Annotated in this window: 19 protein-coding genes; 10 read left to right on the top strand and 9 right to left on the bottom strand. The window is 63.6% G+C overall.

Translation table 11 applies throughout. The annotated features are described in order from the left end of the window. Nucleotides 1–7: 7 nt before the first annotated feature. On the bottom strand, nucleotides 8–742 hold the full coding sequence (locus M1L53_RS22040) for a 1-acyl-sn-glycerol-3-phosphate acyltransferase (RefSeq protein ID WP_054188660.1): 735 nt from the start codon (nucleotides 740–742) through the stop codon (nucleotides 8–10). Nucleotides 743–745: 3 nt separating this feature from the next. Then, on the bottom strand, nucleotides 746–1,501 hold the full coding sequence (locus M1L53_RS22035; RefSeq protein ID WP_042921233.1) for a 1-acyl-sn-glycerol-3-phosphate acyltransferase: 756 nt from the start codon (nucleotides 1,499–1,501) through the stop codon (nucleotides 746–748). A gap of 93 nt (nucleotides 1,502–1,594) precedes the next feature. On the opposite strand from M1L53_RS22035, the gene M1L53_RS22030 reads away from it, so the two are divergent. Beyond that, nucleotides 1,595–2,434, top strand: coding sequence for a hypothetical protein (locus M1L53_RS22030; RefSeq protein WP_261949269.1), 840 nt, complete (start codon nucleotides 1,595–1,597; stop codon nucleotides 2,432–2,434). Between the two features lie 10 nt (nucleotides 2,435–2,444). Here the strand turns inward: M1L53_RS22030 and M1L53_RS22025 are convergent, their stop codons facing one another. The 4 genes from M1L53_RS22025 to M1L53_RS22010 form a co-directional block, all read right to left on the bottom strand. Next, nucleotides 2,445–5,627 carry an Ig-like domain-containing protein gene (locus M1L53_RS22025; RefSeq protein WP_054188740.1) on the bottom strand — a complete coding sequence of 1,061 codons (3,183 nt, stop codon included), beginning with the start codon at nucleotides 5,625–5,627 and terminating at the stop codon, nucleotides 2,445–2,447. A 251-nt stretch (nucleotides 5,628–5,878) separates the two neighbouring features. Beyond that, nucleotides 5,879–8,512, bottom strand: coding sequence for an Ig-like domain-containing protein (locus M1L53_RS22020; protein ID WP_232319102.1), 2,634 nt, complete (start codon nucleotides 8,510–8,512; stop codon nucleotides 5,879–5,881). Nucleotides 8,513–8,875: 363 nt separating this feature from the next. After that, complete coding sequence (gene serS / locus M1L53_RS22015; protein ID WP_007736032.1) at nucleotides 8,876–10,129, bottom strand: serine--tRNA ligase; 1,254 nt, start codon at nucleotides 10,127–10,129, stop codon at nucleotides 8,876–8,878. A 65-nt stretch (nucleotides 10,130–10,194) separates the two neighbouring features. Further along, nucleotides 10,195–10,590, bottom strand: coding sequence for an ankyrin repeat domain-containing protein (locus M1L53_RS22010; RefSeq protein ID WP_003945404.1), 396 nt, complete (start codon nucleotides 10,588–10,590; stop codon nucleotides 10,195–10,197). A gap of 70 nt (nucleotides 10,591–10,660) precedes the next feature. Between M1L53_RS22010 and M1L53_RS22005 the strand changes: the two genes are divergently transcribed. The 6 genes from M1L53_RS22005 (at nucleotide 10,661) to M1L53_RS21980 (ending at nucleotide 16,851) form a co-directional block, all read left to right on the top strand. Continuing rightward, nucleotides 10,661–11,767, top strand: coding sequence for a septum formation family protein (locus tag M1L53_RS22005; RefSeq protein ID WP_003945397.1), 1,107 nt, complete (start codon nucleotides 10,661–10,663; stop codon nucleotides 11,765–11,767). A 3-nt stretch (nucleotides 11,768–11,770) separates the two neighbouring features. Next, on the top strand, nucleotides 11,771–12,121 hold the full coding sequence (locus tag M1L53_RS22000) for a metallopeptidase family protein (protein ID WP_007736028.1): 351 nt from the start codon (nucleotides 11,771–11,773) through the stop codon (nucleotides 12,119–12,121). Between the two features lie 134 nt (nucleotides 12,122–12,255). Next, a complete protein-coding gene (locus tag M1L53_RS21995) occupies nucleotides 12,256–12,555 on the top strand; it encodes a PE family protein (RefSeq protein WP_042920574.1) in 300 nt (99 codons plus the stop codon). 60 nt (nucleotides 12,556–12,615) lie between these two features. Beyond that, nucleotides 12,616–13,890: a PPE domain-containing protein gene (locus M1L53_RS21990; RefSeq protein WP_054188663.1), complete on the top strand. Its 1,275-nt coding sequence runs from the start codon at nucleotides 12,616–12,618 to the stop codon at nucleotides 13,888–13,890. Next, the gene (locus M1L53_RS21985; RefSeq protein WP_030535832.1) at nucleotides 13,890–14,708 is read left to right on the top strand and encodes an ESX secretion-associated protein EspG; all 819 of its coding nucleotides are present in this window, start codon (nucleotides 13,890–13,892) and stop codon (nucleotides 14,706–14,708) included. The genes M1L53_RS21990 and M1L53_RS21985 overlap by 1 nt, the downstream gene beginning before the upstream one ends. A 40-nt stretch (nucleotides 14,709–14,748) precedes the next feature. Continuing rightward, complete coding sequence (locus tag M1L53_RS21980) at nucleotides 14,749–16,851, top strand: acyltransferase family protein (RefSeq protein WP_054188664.1); 2,103 nt, start codon at nucleotides 14,749–14,751, stop codon at nucleotides 16,849–16,851. 9 nt (nucleotides 16,852–16,860) lie between these two features. Here the strand turns inward: M1L53_RS21980 and M1L53_RS21975 are convergent, their stop codons facing one another. Genes M1L53_RS21975 through M1L53_RS21965 form a run of 3 tightly spaced genes read right to left on the bottom strand, consistent with a single transcriptional unit; the run spans nucleotide 16,861 to nucleotide 19,110 of the window. Continuing rightward, on the bottom strand, nucleotides 16,861–17,529 hold the full coding sequence (locus M1L53_RS21975) for a histidine phosphatase family protein (RefSeq protein WP_042453186.1): 669 nt from the start codon (nucleotides 17,527–17,529) through the stop codon (nucleotides 16,861–16,863). Next, nucleotides 17,526–18,440: a prephenate dehydratase gene (gene pheA / locus M1L53_RS21970; RefSeq protein ID WP_003945402.1), complete on the bottom strand. Its 915-nt coding sequence runs from the start codon at nucleotides 18,438–18,440 to the stop codon at nucleotides 17,526–17,528. The genes M1L53_RS21975 and pheA overlap by 4 nt, the downstream gene beginning before the upstream one ends. Nucleotides 18,441–18,471: 31 nt before the next feature. Then, entirely contained in the window at nucleotides 18,472–19,110 is a 639-nt protein-coding gene (locus M1L53_RS21965) for a hypothetical protein (RefSeq protein WP_003945395.1), read from the bottom strand. A 139-nt stretch (nucleotides 19,111–19,249) separates the two neighbouring features. On the opposite strand from M1L53_RS21965, the gene M1L53_RS21960 reads away from it, so the two are divergent. From M1L53_RS21960 to M1L53_RS21950, 3 genes are all read left to right on the top strand, one after another. Continuing rightward, entirely contained in the window at nucleotides 19,250–20,029 is a 780-nt protein-coding gene (locus M1L53_RS21960) for a DUF2470 domain-containing protein (RefSeq protein WP_054188665.1), read from the top strand. Nucleotides 20,030–20,039: 10 nt separating this feature from the next. Beyond that, nucleotides 20,040–20,861, top strand: coding sequence for a CPBP family intramembrane glutamic endopeptidase (locus tag M1L53_RS21955; RefSeq protein WP_003945405.1), 822 nt, complete (start codon nucleotides 20,040–20,042; stop codon nucleotides 20,859–20,861). Between the two features lie 160 nt (nucleotides 20,862–21,021). Continuing rightward, nucleotides 21,022–22,257 (top strand): LCP family protein, encoded by a 1,236-nt coding sequence (locus M1L53_RS21950; RefSeq protein ID WP_174519508.1) that lies wholly within the window; start codon nucleotides 21,022–21,024, stop codon nucleotides 22,255–22,257. Nucleotides 22,258–22,348: the final 91 nt, after the last annotated feature.

Here is a 22,348-nt window from a genome sequence, read left to right as displayed (position 1 = left end):
GTCTCGCTCAGCGCGCCCGCTTCGCGCGTTCCTGTGCGTCCATGGCCGCAGCTTCCTCCGGCGTCGGTGCGCCACCGCCGAGTCGGCGCGGCACCCAGTACGCCCCGGGCTCGTGCACGAACCCGTCCTGCACGTGGCGCAGGATTGCATCCATCTCGATGCGCAGAATCTCGCTCAACGCTTCGGCGGGCTCGACCGGATCGATCGGTGCACCCACCTCCACCGAGATCGGGAAATGATTGCGGCCCAGATTTTTCGGTCCGCCCTTGGTGACGATCCGCTGGGCGCCCCAGACGATCAGCGGAATTATCGGAACGCCGGCGTCGATGGCCATCCGAGCTGCTCCGGATTTCATTTCCTTGATCTCGAAGCTCCGGCTGATCGTCGCCTCCGGGTAGACGCCCACCAGTTCGCCCCGTTTCAGGGCGTCGACTCCGGCTCGATACGCCTGCGCTCCGGCAGAGCGATCCACTTCGATGACGCCGCATCCACGCATGAGGAAGCCGAGGACCTTGTTGTCCGCCAGCTCAGCCTTGGCCATCACTCTGAGCTTGCGTTTCGCGGTGCCGACCGCCAGGGCCGCCGGTATGAAATCGAGGTAACTCGTGTGGTTGATCGCGATGACGGCACCGCCGGACACCGGGACGTGTTCCGTCCCGGTGCGGGTGACTTTCACGCCCTGGAAACCGCTCAGACCACGCGCGACTACCTCGACGGCGGTGTAAACGGGTTCGAAGGGCATGGGTCAGCCTTCGGACTTCCGCGCCTCGCGAGCCTTGGCTTTCGCCTCGGCCTCATCGGCATCCATCTTGTCGGCCTGCTCGAGCGTCGGCGCGCTGCCACCGAGGCGGGCCGGCACCCAGTACTCGCCGGCGGGATGGTCGTAGCTCTTCTGCAGATCGAGCAGCAACTCCTGCATCGTCGACCGCAGCTTCGCCGTCAGCTCACTCGCCGGCTCGAAAGGTGCAATCGGCTCGCCGACGGCAATGGAGATGGGAGTGTTGGTGCGGCCCAAACGCTTCGGATAACCCTTCGTCCACACGCGCTGAGCGCCCCAGATGACGACGGGAACGATCGGGACGCCCGCCTCGATCGCCATCCGAGCGGCGCCGGACTTGAATTCCTTGATCTCGAAGCTCCGACTGATCGTGGCTTCGGGGTACACGCCCACCAATTCGCCGCGCTTCAAGAAATCTACGGCCGCCTTGTAGGAGTCGGCGCCCGCGCCGCGGTCGACCGGGATGTGCTTGAGGGCCCGCATGATCGGTCCGGAGATCTTATTGTCGAAGACCTCTTTCTTGGCCATGAACCGGATGTAGCGCTTCGGGGTCCGTGCCGGCAGTCCCGCATACGTGAAGTCCATGTACCCGGTGTGGTTGATCGCGATCACGGCGCCACCGGACGCCGGGATGTTCTGCTCTCCCTTGACGGAGAACTTCAGGCCCTCGAAAGCGAAGACGGTACGGGCGATGCCGATGACTGTTCTGTAAACGGGATCCACAGTTCGCTAGCGTAGACGGGAATCCGTGATCTGACCCGCAGCAGTTCTGGGGTGGATGTTGGTCAGAATGTCGCAAAAGGGGCGTACGAACGAATGAAGTCGGCAGGACGAGCGGCAGTGGGGGCAGTCGCACTCGCCATGACGTTGGCGATAACCGCATGTGAGGACGACGGACGGACGGGAATCCTGACGGACGAACCGTCTCCGCCGACGACTGAAACCACGACAACAACCACTCTCGCACCCACGACGACAATTGCGCCCGCTGCGCCGGTCGCGCCACCTCCGGTTGGTGACGTGCCCGGCAATCCGGCTGCTGCGCCGGCCTTGGCAGCTTGGGCAACGGACCTGGTGTCCTTGGACGTGGCTGCGCTCACGAATGCATGCTGGACGATGCCGCCCACAACGATCGCCGACCGATATTCGGATGTTCCCGCCATCTTGACGGCCGTCGCTGCACCAGGCGTCGACGGCCAGTACGCGGTCACCTGGAGCAGCGGCGGACTCTCCGTCGCCGCCAAGCGCTCGGAGATCGCTTCCGGCTATGCGTGCCCGTTCGTCTTCCCTGCGGGGCAATCAAACTTCTACACCGCGGCCGACGCTTCCCACGCCGTCGTCAGGTTTCTCTCACGCGCCACGGGACGGCCGGTCAATACCCGCGACGTCGAGACGTTCTATCCACTGATCTGCCCCGGCAACAGCCCGTGGGATCCCGACGGCACCGGCGCAACCGGCCAGCCGCCACTCAAGCTCGATCCGAATCAGCTGGCCGGTATCAAGTCTTTCGACGCCGACGCTGCAACAGTCACTCCGGTTCGCGGCGACTACGTCCGTGTCACCCTGCCCGTCCGCGACGGAACGGGTAACTCACGCTCGATGCAGTTCACCCTGTCGAGCGGCCCCGAGGGGTATTGCCTCGGGGCCGCGACCTGAACTGTTCCGGTCAGGAACCGAACGGAAGGAAATCGCTCGAGCCAGCGCTTCCTGAACCGAGGCTGCCCGTGCCACCGCCGGTTGCAGCCTTGACCTGAATTGCGTGGGCCGCCGAGGTGGAGCCTGTGAATCCGGCTGCGCCACTGTAGATTGCCGAAATCGAATGCGTGCCAGTTGTGGTGAAGGTGTGGTTCAGCGCCGCGATCCCGTTGACCACTGCCACAGCGTCACCGATCGAAGTATCCCCATCCATGAACTGCACCGTTCCACCGTTCTGCACCGAACTGACAGTCGCCGACAGGGTCACCGACTTGTTCACCACGGCATCACCAGGCACCGTCACCACAGTCTCCGTGGTGACATCCGAAGGCGCAGGGTCCGTTACATTCACCGTCCGCGCCTGGGCCGAGGATCCGACTACACCGGCTCCTCCCGAATAGACCGCAGTGATGCTGTGCGCACCCGCAGAGGTAAACGAATGCGTCAGGCCGGCAGCGCCGGCCGTAACCGCTTCAGGACCGCCGATCGCGACGCCACCGTCGTAGAACTGCACGGTTCCGACGCCGACAGCATCATCCGACGACGTTCGGACGGTTGCCCACAAGTCGGTCGCCACACCAGTTTTGGCGTCGGTCGGGATATTCAGTTCGACGACGGATTCCTGGTCGGCAACACTGACCTGAACTGACTTCGCACTTGCAACCGAGTTCTTGAATCCGGCACCAGCGGTGAAATCCGCGGTAATGCTCTGTGCACCAGCAGCATCGAAAGAATGTGAGAGGGTCGCGGTGCCACCGGACACCGTCACCGGGGAACCGATCGCAGTGCCCTTTGACTTGAACTGCACCGAACCCACAGCGTTGTTCGGAGCTACCGTCGCGGTGAGATCAACAGCACTACCCGTAACCGCCGTAGCCGGAACCGACAGCGACGTCGTCGTCTCGACATCCACCGGAGCCGGATCAGAAACGGTCACCGTCTGAGCAGATGCCGACGAACTCACAAAGCCAGCACCGGCGGTGAAATCGGCCGTAACACTCTGAGCACCAGCAGCATCGAACGCATGCGACAGCGTCGCAACACCCGACGTGACTGCCACCGGAGTGCCGATCGCAGTGCCATTCGACTTGAACTGCACCGTACCGACAGCGTTGTTCGGAGCTACCGTCGCGGTGAGATCAACCGCCATACCCGTAACCGCCGTCGCCGGAACCGACAACGACGTCGTCGTCACCACATCCACCGGAGCCGGATCAGAGACCGTCACCGCCTGAGCCGATGCCGAGGAGCTGACGAACCCTGCACCGCCGGTGAAGTCAGCCGTAACACTCTGAGCACCAGCAGTATCGAACGTATGGCTCAATGTCGCAACACCGCCAGTCACCGTCACCGGTGAACCGATCGCCGTGCCATTCGACTTGAACTGCACCGAACCGACAGCGTTGTTCGGAGCAACCGTCGCCGTCAGATCAACCGCAGTACCCGTGACGGCAGTCGCCGGAACCGAGAGTGAGGTCGTGGTCTGGACATCCACCGGAGCCGGATCCGACACCGTCACCGTCCGAGCCGACGCCGACGAACTCACAAACCCTGCAGCAGCAGTGAAGTCAGCGGTAACACTTTGAGCACCAGCAACACTGAACGCATGCGACAGAATTGCGGACCCACCGGCAACAGTCACCGGAGAACCGATCGCCGCACCGTTCGACTTGAACTGCACCGAACCCACAGCATTGCTCGGAGCAACCGTCGCAGTCAGATCAACAGCAGTACCCGTAACCGCCGTAGCCGGAACTTGAAGCGTTGTAGTCGTACTCAGCGATGAGCTCGAGATCTCGATGGTCTGAGCTTGCGCGGTCGAACCACCAAAACCTGCAGTACCTGAGTAGACCGCAGTGATCGAGTGCGATCCCGCCGTAGTGAACGTGTGATCCAGGGTCGCCGCTCCGCCAGTCACCGCGATGGGTCCGCCGATGTCGATGCCACCGTCCTTGAACTGGACCGTTCCGCCGTTAGCTGCCGGTGAGATGTTTGCGGTCAGCGCGACCGAGGTCTGCTCGACGGCACTACTCGGGACTGTCAACGACGCAGTCGTCTGTACATCGGCAGCGGCCACGCTCACTGTGCGTGCTGGTGACGTGGATGTCAGAAACTCGAGAACACCGTCGTATACAGCGGTGATGGAGTGATCGCCTGCCGCGGTGAATGTATGTGGCAGTGTGGCAACGCCATTGACGACGGCCACCGGGGCGCCGATGTCAGTTCCGCCATCCTTGAACTGAACGGTGCCGCCTGTCGGTGCCGGGGAGACCTGCGCAACCAAATCGGTCGACTGACCGACCGTTGCAGCCGCGCCGGATGTCACTGTGGTCGAGGTCGCCGCCTGCGAGACGACGTTGACGGTGGCCAATGCCTGACCACCCGCATTCAACCCACCACCACTCGAATCGCGCGGAGAGCAGTTGTAGCGCTCCCAGTACCCCGGCCAAAGGGTCTCGTACTGCAAGAACGTGAACGCATTCTTCGGCGAATTGAACGCACCCGAATCACCATCTGTGGCACGCAACTTCGGCTGCACCGTACTACCCGCGGCACCGGCAACCACCGTCACGTCGATCGCCGGCAACCGGAAGGTCTTCCCTGCCCCTACCTCGATTCCACCGTCACTGTTCTTGCTCGTGCTCGGGCCGTTACCGCCCTTGTTGTTCGAGTCAGCAGTCTGATTGTTCCCCGAAATACGCAGATGCGTACCCGCGCCATCCGGCGAACCGCCGTCGTTGATCCGAATCACCGACGGAGTCACACCGGACAAATTCGACGAAGTACCTGCCACGACCTGAGCATCCACCAACGACACCCCTGCAGGTATATCGAAGTCGTACTTGAGCCGCGTCCACTTACCGACACTGCGGCCTGCATGCCCACCCGTCGGCACCGACATCACGTTCGGCTGAACCCGATAGGTGAACGTCGACCCCGCCACCACCTTCTCCGGCGCAGACACCGTCACACCCGTCGAATGAAACACATCCGCGATATCAACAGCCAGATGTTCATAACCATCGCAACCCAGCTTGAACCCGATCGAGTTCTCCACCGGGGGAGATGACGTCGGAGCTGCCGAAGCAACGCCACCTGCCACCAGCACGCCACCGACCAACGCCGCCACCACGACCGCGGAACTTCTTTTCACCAACACGAACTCTCCTCAGCTAGCAACAGACGTGGATCGGGAACCGCACGGAAGGAGGTCACTCGAACAGAGCGGAAATCGGAATGGAGCTGGACGCTCGTACAGTACCCGTCAAAAGTAGTACTTGTATCAGTTATTTCAGACAATATTCACGAATTGCCAATAGTTCAGCTAACGACCGATCAGCGATTCCCGAAGAGCAATGCCCCCTTGCACCTATGGGCGCAAGGGGGCATCACATCATCGGAGAATCATGAACCGAACGGCAGCGACAGCGAACCGAGCGAACCGGAGCCAACACCCCCGTTACCGACGTTCACAACCGATGCAGTCGACGTGGAACCCGCGACGCCCTGGGCTCCGCTGTAGACCGCGGTGATCGAATGGTTGCCGGTCGTGGTGAAGGTGTGGCTCAGCACGGCCTGCCCACCGACAACATCAACGGCAGTTCCGATCGGAGTCGTTCCGTCGAAGAACTGGACGGTTCCCGACGTCGCGCCGGAAGAACTGACCACAGCCTTCAGCTGCACCGCCGTGCCGACCTTTGCCGAGGACGGAGCCGTCAACGACGTAGAGCTTTCGACATCCGACGGGGTCGGAACCGTGACATTGACGTCGACAGACTCCGCAGCGGACGACGTGAACACACCGGATCCACTGAATGCAGCCGAGACTGCAAAGGTGCCTTCTGCTCCGAACACGTGCGGCAGCTTGGCAACTCCGTCAACAACCGCGACCGGGGCGCCCAGATCGACTCCACCGATCTTGAACTGGACCGTTCCGCCGGACGGCACCAGGGCGTCCGAGGGATCTTCGGACACTGTCGCGAAGAGATCAACAGGCAGTCCGACCTTGGCTTCACCCTGAACACTCAGCACCGTCTTTGTCGCCTTGTCGACCGGAGCCGGATCCGACACCGTCACCGTCTGAGCAGGCGCCGACGAACTCACAAACCCAGCACCAGCGGTGAAGTCAGCGGTAACACTTTGTGCACCAGCAACATCGAACGAATGCGAGAGCGTCGCAACACCCGACGTGACTGTCACCGGTGAACCAATGGCCGTGCCGTTCGACTTGAACTGCACCGTACCGACAGCATTGTTCGGAGCAACCGTCGCCGTCAGATCAACCGCCGCACCCGTGACGGCAGTCGCCGGAACCGACAACGACGTCGTCGTCTCCACATCCACCGGAGCCGGATCCGACACCGTCACCGTCTGAGCAGGCGCCGACGAGCTGACAAACCCAGCACCAGCGGTGAAGTCGGCCGTAACACTCTGCGCACCAGCAACATCGAACGCGTGCGACAGAGTCGCAACACCACCAGTCACCGTGACCGGGGAGCCGATGGCCGTGCCGTTCGACTTGAACTGCACCGTACCGACAGCAGTATTCGGAGCAACCGTCGCCGTCAGATCAACAGCCGTACCCGTGATCGCCGTCGCCGGAACCGAGAGTGACGTCGTGGTCTCCACATCCACCGGAGCCGGATCGGACACGGTCACCGTCTGAGCAGGCGCCGACGAGCTGACAAACCCAGCTCCAGCGGTGAAGTCGGCCGTAACACTCTGCGCACCAGCAGCATCGAACGCGTGCGACAGAGTCGCAACACCGCCACTCACCGTGACCGGGGAACCGATTGCAGTGCCGTTCGACTTGAACTGCACCGTACCGACAGCAGTATTCGGAGCAACCGTCGCCGTCAGATCAACCGCCGTACCCGTGACGGCAGTCGCCGGAACCGAGAGCGACGTCGTCGTCTCCACATCCACCGGAGCCGGATCCGACACGGTCACCGTCTGAGCCGACGCCGACGAACTCACAAATCCTGCACCAGCAGTGAAATCAGCCGTAACACTCTGCGCACCAGCAGCATCGAACGCATGGCTCAATGTCGCAACACCGCCAGTCACCGTGACCGGAGTGCCGATCGCCGTGCCGTTCGACTTGAACTGCACCGTGCCGACAGCGTTGTTCGGAGCCACGGTGGCCGTCAGATCAACCGCCGTACCTGTGATGGCAGTAGCCGGAACCGAGAGTGACGTCGTGGTCTCGACATCCACCGGAGCCGAAGCAATGCTGATCGTCGCGAGTGGACCTGCACCAGCGTTGAGAGGCGTGGTGTCCTTGTTCTCGCGAGGCGAGCACCGGGTCGGAGCCCACTGTGTACCAAGGAAACTCGCCTTTGCGAGCTGAGTGCTGAAGTTTTCGCTGGCACCGAGGTTGCCGGCCGCACCCGCGGTCCTCACCTTCGGCTGGATCACTCCCGTCGCACCAGCGACCATTGTTACGTCGACTGCGGGAAGTCGGAACCACGTGTCTCCGTTGCCGTTTGTCGAGCCATCGAGGTTCTTCTTGGACTTCGGTACTCGAATTCCACCCTCCGAGTTCGTGCTCGTCGTCGGACTGTTGCCGATCACCTGGTTGTTTCCTGACAACCGCAGGATCCCGCCGCTGCCGTCGACATTGCCAGAATCGTTGACTCTGAGAACATTCGGTGCGACATTGTCGAGTCCGATGGAGGTACCTGCGACGACGGTAGCGGAAACGTACGTCGCATTGCTCGGGATGGCATAGTCGATTTTCAGACGTGACAAGTTCGTAGTAGTCGCTCCGGAGTCCTTGTCCGGATATGACGTTCCGCTCGGCTGAATTCGGTAGGTGAAAGTCTCGCCGGGCTGGACAGAAGCCGGGGCGTCGACCGTGATGAGGTTGTCGGTGACCTTGTGGACGTCTCCGATAATCGATCCGGCAACGCACGCTGTTTTGAAACCGGTGGTCGAGATAGCAGCTGACGCGGGCGTGCCGACCAGCAGCATTCCGGCGACCATGGCGGTTCCGGTTATGGGCACGGCGAATCGCCGCAACTGAGAGATTTGGGGCATGGGCACTTCCTTCGGAAGGGCAAACATGAGCAGTGGATTCGGACAAAACGTGTGCGCGCCGTCACAACATAACGAAAAAACTAGTACGTGTACTACTTTTGGCAAGACACTTGTCCAATTCACCCCGGACTCACCCTCGTATCACCAGACGCGGGATGGAAAAGCAGGGTATGGAAACTCGATTGAACGCAAAACTATCGCCAAAGCGGCCCATCGACAACGCTTTTGGTGGTCACCGCGCCAATCGGCGGGAAAAAGTTGATATTTCGTCAGTTCAGAAAAAGTTCCAAACCTACCAGTACGAAAGTACGAAAAGGGCCGCGACGGAGTCCGTCGCGGCCCTGATTGTGTTGGTTCAGCGTGTCAGCGAAGCACATCCGTGCCGACAAACGGCACCAATGCCTCGGGCACTCGCACCGAGCCGTCGGCCTGCTGATGGTTCTCGAGAATCGACACGATCCAGCGCGTCGTAGCCAAGGTGCCGTTGAGAGTGGCGGCCGTCTGCGGCTTGCCGTTCTCGTCGCGGTACCGAACTCCGAGGCGGCGGGCCTGGAACGTCGTGCAGTTGGACGTCGATGTCAGCTCGCGGTAGGTGCCCTGCGTCGGGACCCATGCCTCGCAGTCGAACTTACGCGCAGCCGAAGAACCGAGGTCTCCGCCGGCGACGTCGATCACGCGGTACGGAACGTCGATGGCCGCCAACATGTCTCGCTCCCACCCTAGGAGACGCTGGTGTTCGGCGTCGGCGTCCTCGGGACGGCAGTACGTGAACATCTCGACCTTGTCGAACTGATGGACACGGATGATGCCGCGGGTGTCCTTGCCGTAGCTTCCGGCCTCGCGGCGGAAGCACGAGGACCAACCGGCGTAGCGCTTAGGGCCTTCGTTCAGTTCGAGGATCTCGCCCGAGTGGTAGCCGGCCATGGGTACCTCGGAAGTTCCGACGAGGTACAGGTCGTCATCTTGCAAGTGGTAGATCTCGTCCGAGTGAGCACCGAGGAAGCCGGTACCCGCCATGATTTCCGGACGTACGAGCACCGGCGGAATCATCATCGTGAATCCGTTGGCGATCGCCTTCTGCGCAGCCAACTGCAGCAGTCCGAGCTGGAGCATGGCCCCGTAGCCGGTCATGAAGTAGAAGCGCGAACCCGAAACCTTGGCGCCGCGTTCCATGTCGATCAGGCCGAGCGACTCGCCCAGCTCGAGGTGATCCTTCGGCTCGAAGTCGAACTTCGGAATCTCACCGACGTGTTCGAGCACGATGTAATCGTCCTCGCCGCCGGCCGGCGCACCTTCTTGTACGACGTTGGAAATCGCACGGTGTGCGGCGTCGAGCGCGGCCTGCGCCTCGTGCTGCGCGGCCTCGGCTTCCTTGACCTTTGCGGCCAGTTCCTTGGAACCTTCGAGCAGCGCGGGACGCTCCTCCGGAGATGCCTGTCCGACCTTCTTGCCGAAGGCCTTCTGCTCTGCGCGGAGGTTGTCTCCGGTCAGAACGGCAGCGCGTCGGGACGCGTCGGCTTCGAGCAGAGCGTCGACCAGTCCTGGATCTTCTCCACGGGTGCGCTGCGACTCGCGGACGATTTCGGGGTTCTCACGGAGAAACTTGAGGTCAATCACGACTTCGAACTTTACCCACTCACTGCAGCTCTCCGACGGTCACGTCCACGTCGGAGAGGGGGAGATCACGATTCGAGCAGACTCAGGTAGTCCTCGCGTCCGAACATCCGAGCCGCGTCGACCGCCGTCGGGTGTCCACCTTTCGGGTCGGCTCCCCCGCTCACCAGCGCTTTCACCACCGCATCCTCGCCCTTGAAGACCGCTCCGGCAAGGGGCGTCTGGTTCTTGTCGTTGGGCCGGTTGACGTCGGCGCCGCGCTCGATCAGGGCAACGACGGCGTCAGCGTGACCGTGGTACGCCGCCAACATGACGAGCGTGTCGCCACTCTCGTTGGTCAGATTGACGGGAACTCCGGCATCGACGTACGACGCCAGCCCGGCTGCATCACCGGTTCGTGCCATGTCGAAGAGCCGGCCCGCCAGCTCGACAGCCTCGGGATCGAGTGGGGTGTTTTCGCTCATGACTACAAAATACTCACAGACGCGATTGTGAGTTTTGTAGTGAAGGTTCGATATCGCCACGGCAACAGGCATGATGGAATCGATGTCCGAAGACAAGATCGAGAAGTCGCCAGATCCGGCCGATCCCCAGGGGACGCCGGCGAAGAAAACTGTCTCCGCGAGTCGCACCCGCCGGGTCCTGGCTGCTGTGGCGGTAGGTGCGGTGGTCGCCGCGATCGCAACGATCGCGATTTCCGGTGGATTGAACAAGGACGACTCGTCCTCAGTCAGTGTCAGTGGTGGCGGTCCCGCAGCGACGGGATCTACTCGCGACGACGCCTTCACCGCGGCTGCGGCCGGCGACTGCCTCAACTGGACGCCTGCGACCGAGTCGGGCGGGGACCGCACGGACATGTCAAAGGTTCAGTGCGGAACTGAACACCGCTTCGAGGTTGCCGGACCACTCGACCTCTCGGTGTTCCCCGGCGCCGAGTTCGGCCCCGGTTCCCGGTACCCGGGCGCCCTTCGATTCGCCGAACTACGCGACGAGCACTGCACACCCATCGTCATGTCCTACCTCGATTCGAAATTCGATCCCAAGGGCAAGTTCAGCGTCGGCCTGATGTTCCCGAGCGAATCGGGTTGGGCTTCGGGTGAACGCGCACTGCGTTGCGGCTTGCAGTTCTCGACCACGACCGGCGAACTACAACCGTTCGTAGGCCGCGTGGCGGACCAGGACCAGTCGAACGTGTGGGACGTCGGCACGTGCATCGGCATCAACCAGAACCTCCCGACCGATCCGGTCGATTGCGCGAAACCGCATGCATACGAGGTTATTTCGGTGATAGACCTCGGCACTCAATTCCCGGGCGCAATGCCGTCGGTCGAAGATCAGGACCGCTATCTCGAGGGCGTCTGCACTCAGGCGTCCAACGAGTACCTTGGTTCCGCAGACGCGCTTCGCGACAAGACGCTGACACTGTTCTGGGACAACATTTCACTGGAAAGCTGGTTGGCCGGCAGCCGCCGAGTCAATTGTTCGATCGGCAAAGAGGTCGAAACCGGCGGGTTTGCCGCGATCACCGGAAGCGCCAAGGGCGACATCCTGATCAACGGCGCCGCTCCGGTCCCGCCACCCGCTGCACCGGAAGGTCGGTCGTTGCCGACGCCGTTGCCCGGCGCAGCTCCGCCGTCGTAAGCCATGACGGTAACTATGACGCCCGACCGGTTCGAGGAACTGGTCGGCGAGGCGCTCGATCTGATTCCGCCCGAACTTGCCAAGGCAATCGACAATGTCGTGGTGCTTGTCGAAGCACGTGACGAGGAAGAGCCGGGGCTGCTCGGTTTGTATCAGGGCGTCGCTCTGACCGAGCGGGATTCTCATTACGGTGGGTACCTGCCGGACACGGTCACTATTTTCCGCGATTCGATACTCGACATCTGCGCATCCGAGGACGAGGTTGTTCACGAGGTTGCCGTGACCGTCATCCACGAGATCGCGCACTATTTCGGCATCGAAGAAGACAGATTGCACGAACTCGGCTGGGGCTGAGGGCAAAGTCGTCCGATTTCGGGGGGAACCAAAAGCGGGCGGTAGGCATCAAAGTATGTGCGGGGGGATATCGACGGCTGTGCGCACGGCCTCCCGACCACTTATCCGCCCTGGTCAGGAAGGAGTTCGGCACTATGCACGTCGACCCTCAAGCCCTAGTTGCCGCCGCAATGGAACTCGAGTCTGCGGCGACGCGATTGCGCGGAATCGTCTCTACTGCGCAGCCGACGCTACGCGTTCTCCCAGCGGGATCCGAAGAAGTGTCCGGTAGCGCGGCAAATTACTTCAACACCATCTCGGGCAGCCTTGCCTCGTCCACCGATCGGGCAATCGAGGAGCTCATCGCGGCTGCGGCAGCTCTGCGCAAGAATGCAGCTGCCTACGAGCTCGAAGACCAGCTCACCAAGTCCAGCCTGGCAGCCGCACCGATCTGATCGACAGAAATCGAGCTCGGTAACTCGGCAACACAGTCACACTTCCTGGGGGGAAGAACAATGGTCGGCATCACCGGCGTCATCTGGTATCCACGGGGCGCAGCACCCAACTCCGCAGCACTGGTCGCCGGAGCCGGGCCGGTCCCTCTCGGCGTGGCGGCCGGGGCCTGGTCCACCGTGTCGTCCGGACTGACCGACACCGCTGCATCAATCTCTCGCGTGATGGCGGACCTTCGCACCGGGTGGTCCGGAGAAGCAGCGGATGCCGCATTGAGCAAATTCGCACCGTTCCAGGAATGGGCTGCTGCTGCCGCGTTGCTCGCGGGAGAAACCGCAGGTAAAGCCCAAGTACAGTCCGGTTCCTACACCTTCGCCACCCTGGCCATGCCGTCGCTGGCGGAGATCGCGACAGTTCAAGCGGCAAAGGTCGCCGCGTACTCCATCGGCGGTGCCCTGGTCGGCGGTGCCGCCGCCGCCGAGGCTGCCGAAGAAGCTCTCAAAATTCGAGCGGCGGTGACAATGGAAACGTACGACGCCGCAACGGCCCATCTGGCCGTGCAGCAGAACTTCGACTCACCACCGTCCATCGCGGAACCCACAGCTGGGGCATCCGCTTCGGCCGAAAGCCCAGGCAGCGCCGCACGACAGTCCGTCGTGCAAGCGGCATCCACGCTCGCTGACGCAATCGCGGATCCCGTGCGCGCCGCCACCGCTGCTGTCGCATCCGTAGTTTCCAACCCGGTATTTGCCGCCGTTGCCTCACAGGCCGGTGCCATCTCCGGTGGAGTTGCCACCGCAGCCAGCGCCACCACCACCGCAGCCAGCGCCACCACCACCGCAGTCACAGGCGCCACCACTGCCGCATCAGCTCTCGCGACGGCAGGAGCAGGACTCACCGGACTGGGCGGCGCGGGACTCGGCGGCGCAAGACTCGGCGCTTCCACACCATCACTGTTCGGCACCCCGTCGGCAAGCCGGGCACCGGCACAGGTCAGCGCAGCATCCGCGACTACCGGAACCGGAGCAATCGCGGGCTCGTCGTCGAGCAGCACCACCGGCCGGCACGCTCTTCCTGATCCCTCCACCGGCCAGAGCGCCACACGCCAGAACCCCGTGACCTCGCCGGTTCAGGGCACCGCGGATACCGTCAAGGTGGATCCGGCCCGAACCGCAGGCGGATCTGCGCCGATCGCCGGCGGCCGTCATGCGGCCCAATCTGAAGACGAGACCGAGCACGACACACCCGATTACCTGAAGCACTTCGAGCACTTCGCCGACGGCCGAACAGTCATCCCGTCCGTGATCGGTGGCGCACTCGAAACTGCAGAGCATTGATGGTGGACCTCGGCACCTCACCTGAGGGGTGGAATTTACCTGTCGTCGCCCTGTCACAGGACGAAATCGACTATGTACGTGAGCGACTCGGACTCGATGCGCTTCCCGTGGTTCTCGGTGGCGCGACGGTTCACGGCAGTGCGAGCGCTCACCGTACGGCGATGCAGTCCGCGGCAGATTCACTCTCCGAGCGCGATCTCCTCCCCGGCGGGGAGATCCATCACGAACTCAGTGCCCGCCTGCGCGTCCTGACCCACCCCAAGTGGGAGTTGGCGCTGCGTCGGCATGTCGGCGGAAGCATTTCACGCCTCTGCGTCGCGCAGGGCGAATTCCTTTGTGTCGAAGCGACTTCAACTGATTCTTCGTTCGCATTGCGCAGCGTCACCGCCGAAGCGACTGCACCCGTTGTCACCGCGCTCGGCAGCGCCGAAGCAATGCCGATTGCCGTGATCAACGCACCGACCGAGATGCTCAGCCTGGCATTCGGCGCCGGCCCGGATGCAGGCAGCGTAACCTCGGCCTTGATCAACGCCGGGATACCCGAAGACGACGCGCGCCAACTGGGTAGCGCAATCGTCACATGCACCGCCTTCGCCGAATTGGTCGGAATACCACACAGTTTGGGAGCGACGACGCTCATGACCGGCGCAGTGACTGTGTACGACACCTTGTCGGGTCGGCTGGTCGGTTCGACCACTCGGGCCGCCGACGGCACCGAATGGACGTCCATCAGTTCCGGAACATCCCATCGCCTCCGACAAGCCGTGAACGCTCTTTTAACGGAACTCGAGGAATCGGCGCCGGAGACTTCCGGGTAACCTCGGGGCGTCCCTTCAACGCCCGGAGCCTTACTTCAGCATGCAGTTCTCGCGTCAACCGTCGTCACCGGGCGAACAAGGCTCGGTCGCCACGATCGACCGGCCGAACGAAGAACGGGCAACAACACCGCACCGACAAGACCTGAACGGACTGCGTGGCCTCGCCATCGGTTTGGTGGTCGTGTTCCACGTGTGGTTCGGACGGGTATCGGGCGGGGTGGACGTCTTCCTGGTTCTGTCCGGATACTTCTTCGTCGGCTCACTGGTTCGACGCGCCGAAGCCGGGGGTTCACTCAACCCGGTCCCGGCACTGCGGCGGGTGTTTCTGCGGCTGTTCCCCCTGATCGCGGTGGTCAGCATTTTGACCGCACTGGGGACCGCGTTGCTGCTGCCACGCACACGCTGGGCCGATCTGGGCGATCAACTGATCGCGGTGCTCGGGTTCTTCCAGAACTGGCAGCTCGCCAGCACCGCAAGCGACTACCTGGCCGCCGACGGCTCGGTCACTCCCCTGCAGCACCTGTGGTCGATGGCCGTACAAGGTCAGTTCTATCTCCTGGCCATCGCACTGGTCTCCGTGATCGCTTATGTCGCTTCACGCGTGAATCCCAACTATTTCCGCCCGTCACTCGCGGTCACCCTTCTGGTTCTGACCGCAGGATCTTTTCTCTACGCACTCGCCAAATCTTCGCGTCACCAAGCCTGGGCGTACTACGACTCCGGCGCCAGGTTGTGGGAATTGGCCCTCGGTGGTCTGCTGGCCGTTCTGATGACCAGCACACGCAGTCGGCAGATCGCATCCCTGCCGTTCTCGGTCAGAGCAACGATCGGCTGGGCGGGGCTTTCGTCGATCCTGTTGTGCGGCATAGTGCTCGACGGCGCCCAGCAGTTCCCCGGCCCGTGGGCGCTGGTGCCGGTGCTGGCCACTCTTGCGCTGATCCTGTCCGGAGTCGGCGACGACACGCCTTGGACGTCGAAGACTCTTGCCCATCCGGCACTGACGTGGCTCGGCTCGTTCGCATTCGCGCTGTACCTGATTCACTGGCCGATTCTGGTGTTTGCACTCGTCATCACCGGACGCCCCGAAGCCGGCCTGCTCGGCGGGGCACTGATCATCGCCCTCTCCGTCGCGGGGGCGCTTGCACTCCGGCGCCTGATCGAGGTTCCGGTGGAACGTGGAGGCCGCTCGCGCCGGTACACCGTCCTGGCTTGCGTCGTCACCGCTGCCGTGGTCCTCGCCGCTTCAGTCGCCTGGCAGTCGTACGCGAGCAGCCAGACGACGGGCCAGCGGGCAGTCGACACCCTCGACCTCCCGACCCATCCCGGCGCACTCGCGCTCACCGACGGTGCCGAAGTACCCAAGGCGTCGATGGTTCCCTCGATCTTCGATGCGCCACTGGACCTTCCGGCCAGTACGCTCGACGGCTGTATCGCCGATTTTCTCGAGCGGGACGTCGTCCACTGCACCTACGGCGACGCCGACGCCGACAGAACCATCGCCCTCGCAGGTGGTTCGCACTCCGAGCACTGGCTCACTGCACTCGACGAACTCGGCAAGAGTCACGGGTTCCGCGTCGACACGTATCTGAAGATGGGCTGCCCGCTCACCATCGACTCCATGCAGACGTTGTCGGACAACGACTATCCGGATTGCGTCGACTGGTCGCGTGGAGTACTGACCGAGTTGGCCGACGCCTCACCCGATTTCGTGTTCACGACGGCAACCAGGCCGAGTTCCGACGGCCCTGGCGACGTGACGCCCGAGTCTTACGTACACGTCTGGCAGGAACTGGAGCGCGACGGTATCGACGTACTCGCCATCCGCGATACCCCCTGGCTGCACCACGACGGCGTCGCCTACCGCGCGATCGACTGTCTGGCGACAACCACGTCACCCGATCACTGCGCGATGCCACGGTCCGAAATGCTCAGCGACGTCAATCCGGCGCCGTCGGCAATCGGCGATCTGACCAACGTCCGTCTACTCGACCTCAGCGACGGCGTGTGCGGACCGGAGCTGTGCCGCGTCGTGGAGGGAAATGTGTTGGTGTATCACGATTCCCACCACCTGACAGCCAGCTACGTGAGAACGCTGTCCGCTGAACTAGGGCGACAACTGAGCGTCCAGACCGGTTGGTGGTGACGCCGGCCGTCAGCCCATCACGTCGTCGGCACCGGGGATGAGTCGATGCTCGAACGGCGGGTTGACGGTTCCCCAGCGCAGGCACTCCCAACCGCCGTCGACCGAAGGCAACAGTTCGACGGTCTCGGTGTTGGCCAAGTGGTTGTTGGCTGCGAACAGACCGGGGACACCGGCAAGCTGGGCTGCGACAAGACGGATCGCCGCACCATGACTGACCACGACGATGTCGCCGCCGTCTCGTGAGCCTTCGAGAAATTCTTCGCGCAACGCATTGACGACGGGGACGTACCGTTCCAGGACGTCGTATCCCGTTTCACCACCGGGGATGCGAGCGCCGAGGTTGCCGGTGTGCCAGTGATGGAACGTCTCCATGAACAGTCGGTGCGCGGCCTCGTCGGTACGATCTTCGAGGTCACCGGCCTGCACCTCGTGCAATCCGTCCCGCACGTCCAGAGAGACACCGGCGGCCTGCTCCACGAAACCTGCGGTCTGCCGGGCACGCAAAGCCAAGGACGATACGAGCGCCAGCGGAGGCGCCGAAGCCAGGCCGATGCCCAACGTCTCGGCCTGCGCCAACCCTTCCGGCGTGAGCTTTGCTCCTGGCAGGGCGGTGTCGAGACGTTTGGCGACATTCGCCTCCGTCTGACCGTGCCGAACGAGGATGAGCCTTCCGGTCATCGTTCTCCCCCTCCATGCTTGAGTTCGTCGATCCACCGAATCGCTTCTTCGTCCGAAGGAGGTTGTGGCCCGGTCGAATTCGCTGTCGCCCACGACCCCAGGAAGCGGACTCCGGATTTACGATGCAGCGCACGCATCGCCTCGGCCACCAGCGAGTCCTCGACGTGTCCGACGCAGTCCACGAAGAACCGGTACGTGCCCAATTCCGTTCGCATCGGCCGTGATTCGATCCGAGTCAGGTCGATACCGCGAGCGGCGAATTCGGAGAGTGCGCGCACCAGGGAGCCGGGAGCGTTGTCGAGATGAAGCACCAGCGCGGTGCGATCGGCACCGGTCCGCGCCGGAACCGGGGCCGGCTTGGTGACCAACACGAAACGTGTGCGGGCGCCGCCTACATCGGCGACGTTGTCCGCCAGGCTGTCGAGTCCAAGCATCTGACCGGCCAAAGCCGTGGACACACCGGCGTCGACGGTTCCGGCCTGCACATCCAGGGCCGCACCGGCGTTGGACGACGCCAACACCACCTCGGCCTGGGGCAGGTTCTCGGCGATCCATCCGCGGACCTGCGCGCCCGCATGCGGGTACGCGCCGATCGTTCGGACCTGATCGGCGGTGGTCCCGGCCCGAACCAGGATGGAGAAACTCACGTCCAGATCGGTTTCGGCGACGATCTGCAGCGGCGAACCGAGAGCGAGTGAATCGAGCGTCGGAGCTACGCCGCCTTCCACCGAGTTCTCGAAGGGAACCACGGCTCCGTCCACGGAACCGTCGCGAACCATGTCGAGAGTCGCCGGCGGACTGCCGGCCGGTACTCGCTCGACGGTTTCGCCGAACGCGCCCTCAGCCTCCAACTGGGCGAGAGCTATCTCCGTGAAGGTTCCCGACGGACCGAAATACGCGATTCTTGGCACGCCTAAAAGATTACGCACCGACCCACGCCGGTCACTGCAAACCCGCGGCACGCAAAGCCGTTTCCACTGCAGGCAGATCCGCGACCTCGATCGTGAGCAGCACCTCACGCATGGCCGACGCGGCTTCGGGGATCAGCGCGGCAAGTTTTTCCGGCTTCGGATCGACCATCGCGGCGCGCACGTCGTCGCCGCGCAGTGCAGCGACGGTGCCACACAGCAGGGCGATCACCTCGTCGCCGTCGGCCGCGCGGGCTACGAAACCGACGGACTCGTGCGCGAGTACCGCCAGGAAATCAGCCACTTCGGTGGGCGTAAGACCGGCGGCGAGTCCGGGGATCCGGCCACCTTCGCACAGACGCAGCGCCGCTTCGGCGGGTGTCAGATCCTCTTCGCCGCCGTCGACATACACAGCGAGCGGAGCGGGCAGGCGCAGCGCGATCGCGTCGTCGATCTGGTCGGTGGTGACGTCGACGTCGAAACGGACGGCCTCGTACGACGCTTCCGTGTCCGCACGCAGTTCTTCCGGATCGATATCGAGGCGGACGACAACCCGGCCTGCTGCTTCGCCGCCGATCAGAGCCGACGCCGGAACAACCGGGAGAAAGAGTGCTTCGAGGAGTCCGCGCGAGTTTCTCGGGGCGGGCAGCCCGAGTGAGAGAGGAATGGCCACAGACAAACCGTAACCCCGGCGCAGGCGGCGGATTCCACGCGAGTTGCGCAAAAGTCTTGCGATTCACACCGAAGCACCTTAGGTTAGGGTTACCTCATCATCCGATGGAGTTCGAGAGAACACCCGCCAAGGGGGCAGCATGGCAACGAAGACCAGCACCGGCCCGTCCACCGCCGAACGCGTCCGCAGCGCCTGTGTGCGCGCACAAGACGCAGTTCTCGCCATCGAAGGCAGCGATCCCACCGTCACGTCGGTGCATCACCTGCGTTCGAACGGTGACGTCGTCGTTGCAGTCCCACATGCCTCCGCAGCTGCGGCCCTGGCCTGGAACTCCGGCGGCGGCGGCCTGCCTGCCGTCCTCGAGATCACCGATCACGCACCACTGCGTCTGCGTGAGCCCGTGCGCTCCCTCGTGTGGCTTCGCGGCTCGATACACGCCGTGCCCGACTACGAGGCACGCGTTCTCGCCGACGACGTCGCATCCGAACATCCCCACCCGGGGCTCCTCGACATCGGCCACACCTCGGTCCTCCTTCGCTTGAGCCTGGCCTCGGCTGTAGTCGCTGATGCAACGGGGGCAGAACCCGTCGCCGTGGACGAACTGCTGAACGCCCGCCCCGATCCCTTCTGGGAAATGGAGACCGCATGGCTGCAGCATCTCGACGAAGACCACCGCGACCTCGTGGACCTGCTCGTGCGCAAGCTTCCCCCGTACATGCGCACCGGACGCGTTCGCCCACTCGGCATCGACCGCTACGGACTTCGCCTGCGGGTCGAGGATCACACCGGTGACCGCGACGTGTGGATGCCGTTCGCCAACCCCGTCGACGACGCTCCCGCGCTGAGCCGCGCCATCCGCATGCTGGTCGGGTGCCCTTTCCTCAACGGCCTCCGATCAGGCGGCGCATCAAACGGCTAGCGTTGCGCGGGTGAATGCCCGCGAAACCGTCCGCACCTGGTTACGGCCGCCGACTCCCGTCCCGGCCGGCCCGGCCCTCGATCCGGCCGCCAGACGCGGAGTCTGGATCGAGATCACGATCGTCCTGCTGGTCACCTTCGGACTCAGCGGATTGTCCGGGATCCTCTCGCTCGCCGAATCCTTGGCGACGCCGGTTGCGCTCTCGGATCAGACGGTTGCACTCAACCCGTCGCGGGCCGCCATCGACTGGATCGACCTGGCGCGCCAATTGCTGGGCGTCGCAAAGCTTCTCGCGTGGGCAGCGCTGGGACTCTATCTACTGTGGCGTTCGGGGATCGGTCCACGTGCTGCGGGACTGACCCCCAAGCCTCGATTCGGGCGCGACATAGCACCGGGATTCGGCCTCGCCGCTGTGATCGGTCTCCCCGGTCTGCTGTTCTATCTCGTGGCTCAGGCACTGAGCATCAACCTCACCGTCCAGGCCAGTGCGCTCGACGATCACTGGTGGCGGGTGCCGATCCTCGTACTGTCCGCGATCGCGAACTCCGGTGCCGAAGAGGTGCTGGTCGTCGCCTACCTGATCACTCGCCTCCGAACGCTGGGTTGGAGCGAGAACAAATCACTGCTCGCGTCGTCACTCCTGCGCGGCAGTTACCACCTCTATCAGGGGTTCGGTGGCGGCGTCGGAAACGTGATCATGGGGCTCGTGTTCGGCCGGTACTGGCAGCGCACCGGGAAACTCTGGCCGCTGGTCATCGCCCACGCTCTCATCGACATGGTGGCGTTCATCGGTTACGCCCTCCTGCGCGATCACGTCTCCTGGCTGCCGTGACCGGTACCGTGAACTGGTGACCGGCGACTCCGAATATCCTCAGCGCCCTCCGCGGCGCCAGCCGCCAGGGCCACCTCCGCGTGGACCGATGCCTCCGAGGCAGAACCCTCCACGCCAGAATCCACCCCGTCAGGGCCCACCCCCGCAGCGGCGTCCACCGATGCCGCCGGAAGGGCCGACGGTCATTCGCCGCGACGGACGCCCGCAGCAGCAGAATCCGGCCAATCAGGCCTGGTCACAGGTCCCACCACAAGCGCCGCAGCAGCCCAGGCGTGAGGACTGGGCGCCGACCCAGCGCCCGCAACCGTTTCAGGACGACCCGCGCAGGCAGGGGCCGCCGCGTCAGGATCCGCAGCGCCAGGCGAAGTACGCGCCCGCACCGCCGCGCCGAACCCCGCCGAACGCCCCGCCGCGCCCTCCAGAACCTCCGAAGCAGCGCCGCCCCCGCAAGCGTCGTAGCTGGGGTAGACGTATCGGCATCACGTTGTTGGTCTTGCTGCTCGCGCTGGCCGGCGCGATCTACTACGTCGACAGTTCGCTCAATCGAATCGACGCGCTGCCCGACTACGCGGGACGCGTCGCCGATACTCCGGGCACGAACTGGCTGATCGTCGGGTCCGACAGTCGTGAGGGGCTCACCCCAGAGCAGGAGCAAGCCCTTGCGACGGGCGGCGACACCGGTCCCAAGCGCACTGACACGGTCATCTTGGTCCACGTCCCCAAAAGTGGGAAGACGACCATGGTCAGCATCCCTCGCGATTCGTACGTTCCGATTCCCGGCTACGGGTCGGACAAGATCAACGCCGCCTTCGCCTTCGGTGGCGCTCCATTGCTGGTGCAGACCGTCGAAGAGGCAACGGGGCTTCGCATCGACCACTACGCCGAGATCGGATTCAGCGGGTTCGCCGGCATCGTCGACGCCGTCGGTGGCGTCAACGTGTGCCTGGCACAGCCGATCGACGATCCGCTGGCCGGGATCAACCTCCCCGCCGGATGCCAGGACTTGAAGGGTTCGGACGCACTCGGGTTCGTGCGAACTCGCGCGACGGCGCTCGCCGACCTCGACCGCATGAACAACCAGCGCCAGTTCATGTCGGCGTTGCTGTCGAAGGCGACGAGTCCGACCACGTTCCTCAATCCGTTCCGGTTGTGGCCACTCGTCTCGGATACCGCCAAGTCTCTACAGGTCGACGAAGGCGATCACATCTGGAATCTGGCCTCACTCGCCTGGGCGCTTCGCGGCGGGATGACCACCACGACGGTTCCGGTCGCCGGTTTCGAGGACGTGGACGGGTCGGGCAACGTGTTGTTGTGGGACAAGGCGCGCGCTTCGCAGTTCTTCGACGCCCTGGCCAACGATCAGCAGATTCCACAGGATCTGATCACGACGGGGTAATTGCCCTGAGTTCCGGTAGTACCGCGGGAGGACAGGCCCGGCGAACAAATCGCTTTCCGGCAGGACGCGGAACGGCCCGCCGAAAAATACC

The sequence above is a fragment of the Rhodococcus sp. T9N genome, from assembly GCF_024436645.1.
GTDB classification, from domain to species: domain Bacteria; phylum Actinomycetota; class Actinomycetes; order Mycobacteriales; family Mycobacteriaceae; genus Rhodococcus_F; species Rhodococcus_F qingshengii.
Note: the sequence above shows the minus strand (reverse complement) of the source record. Positions and strands in the feature narration are given on the sequence as shown.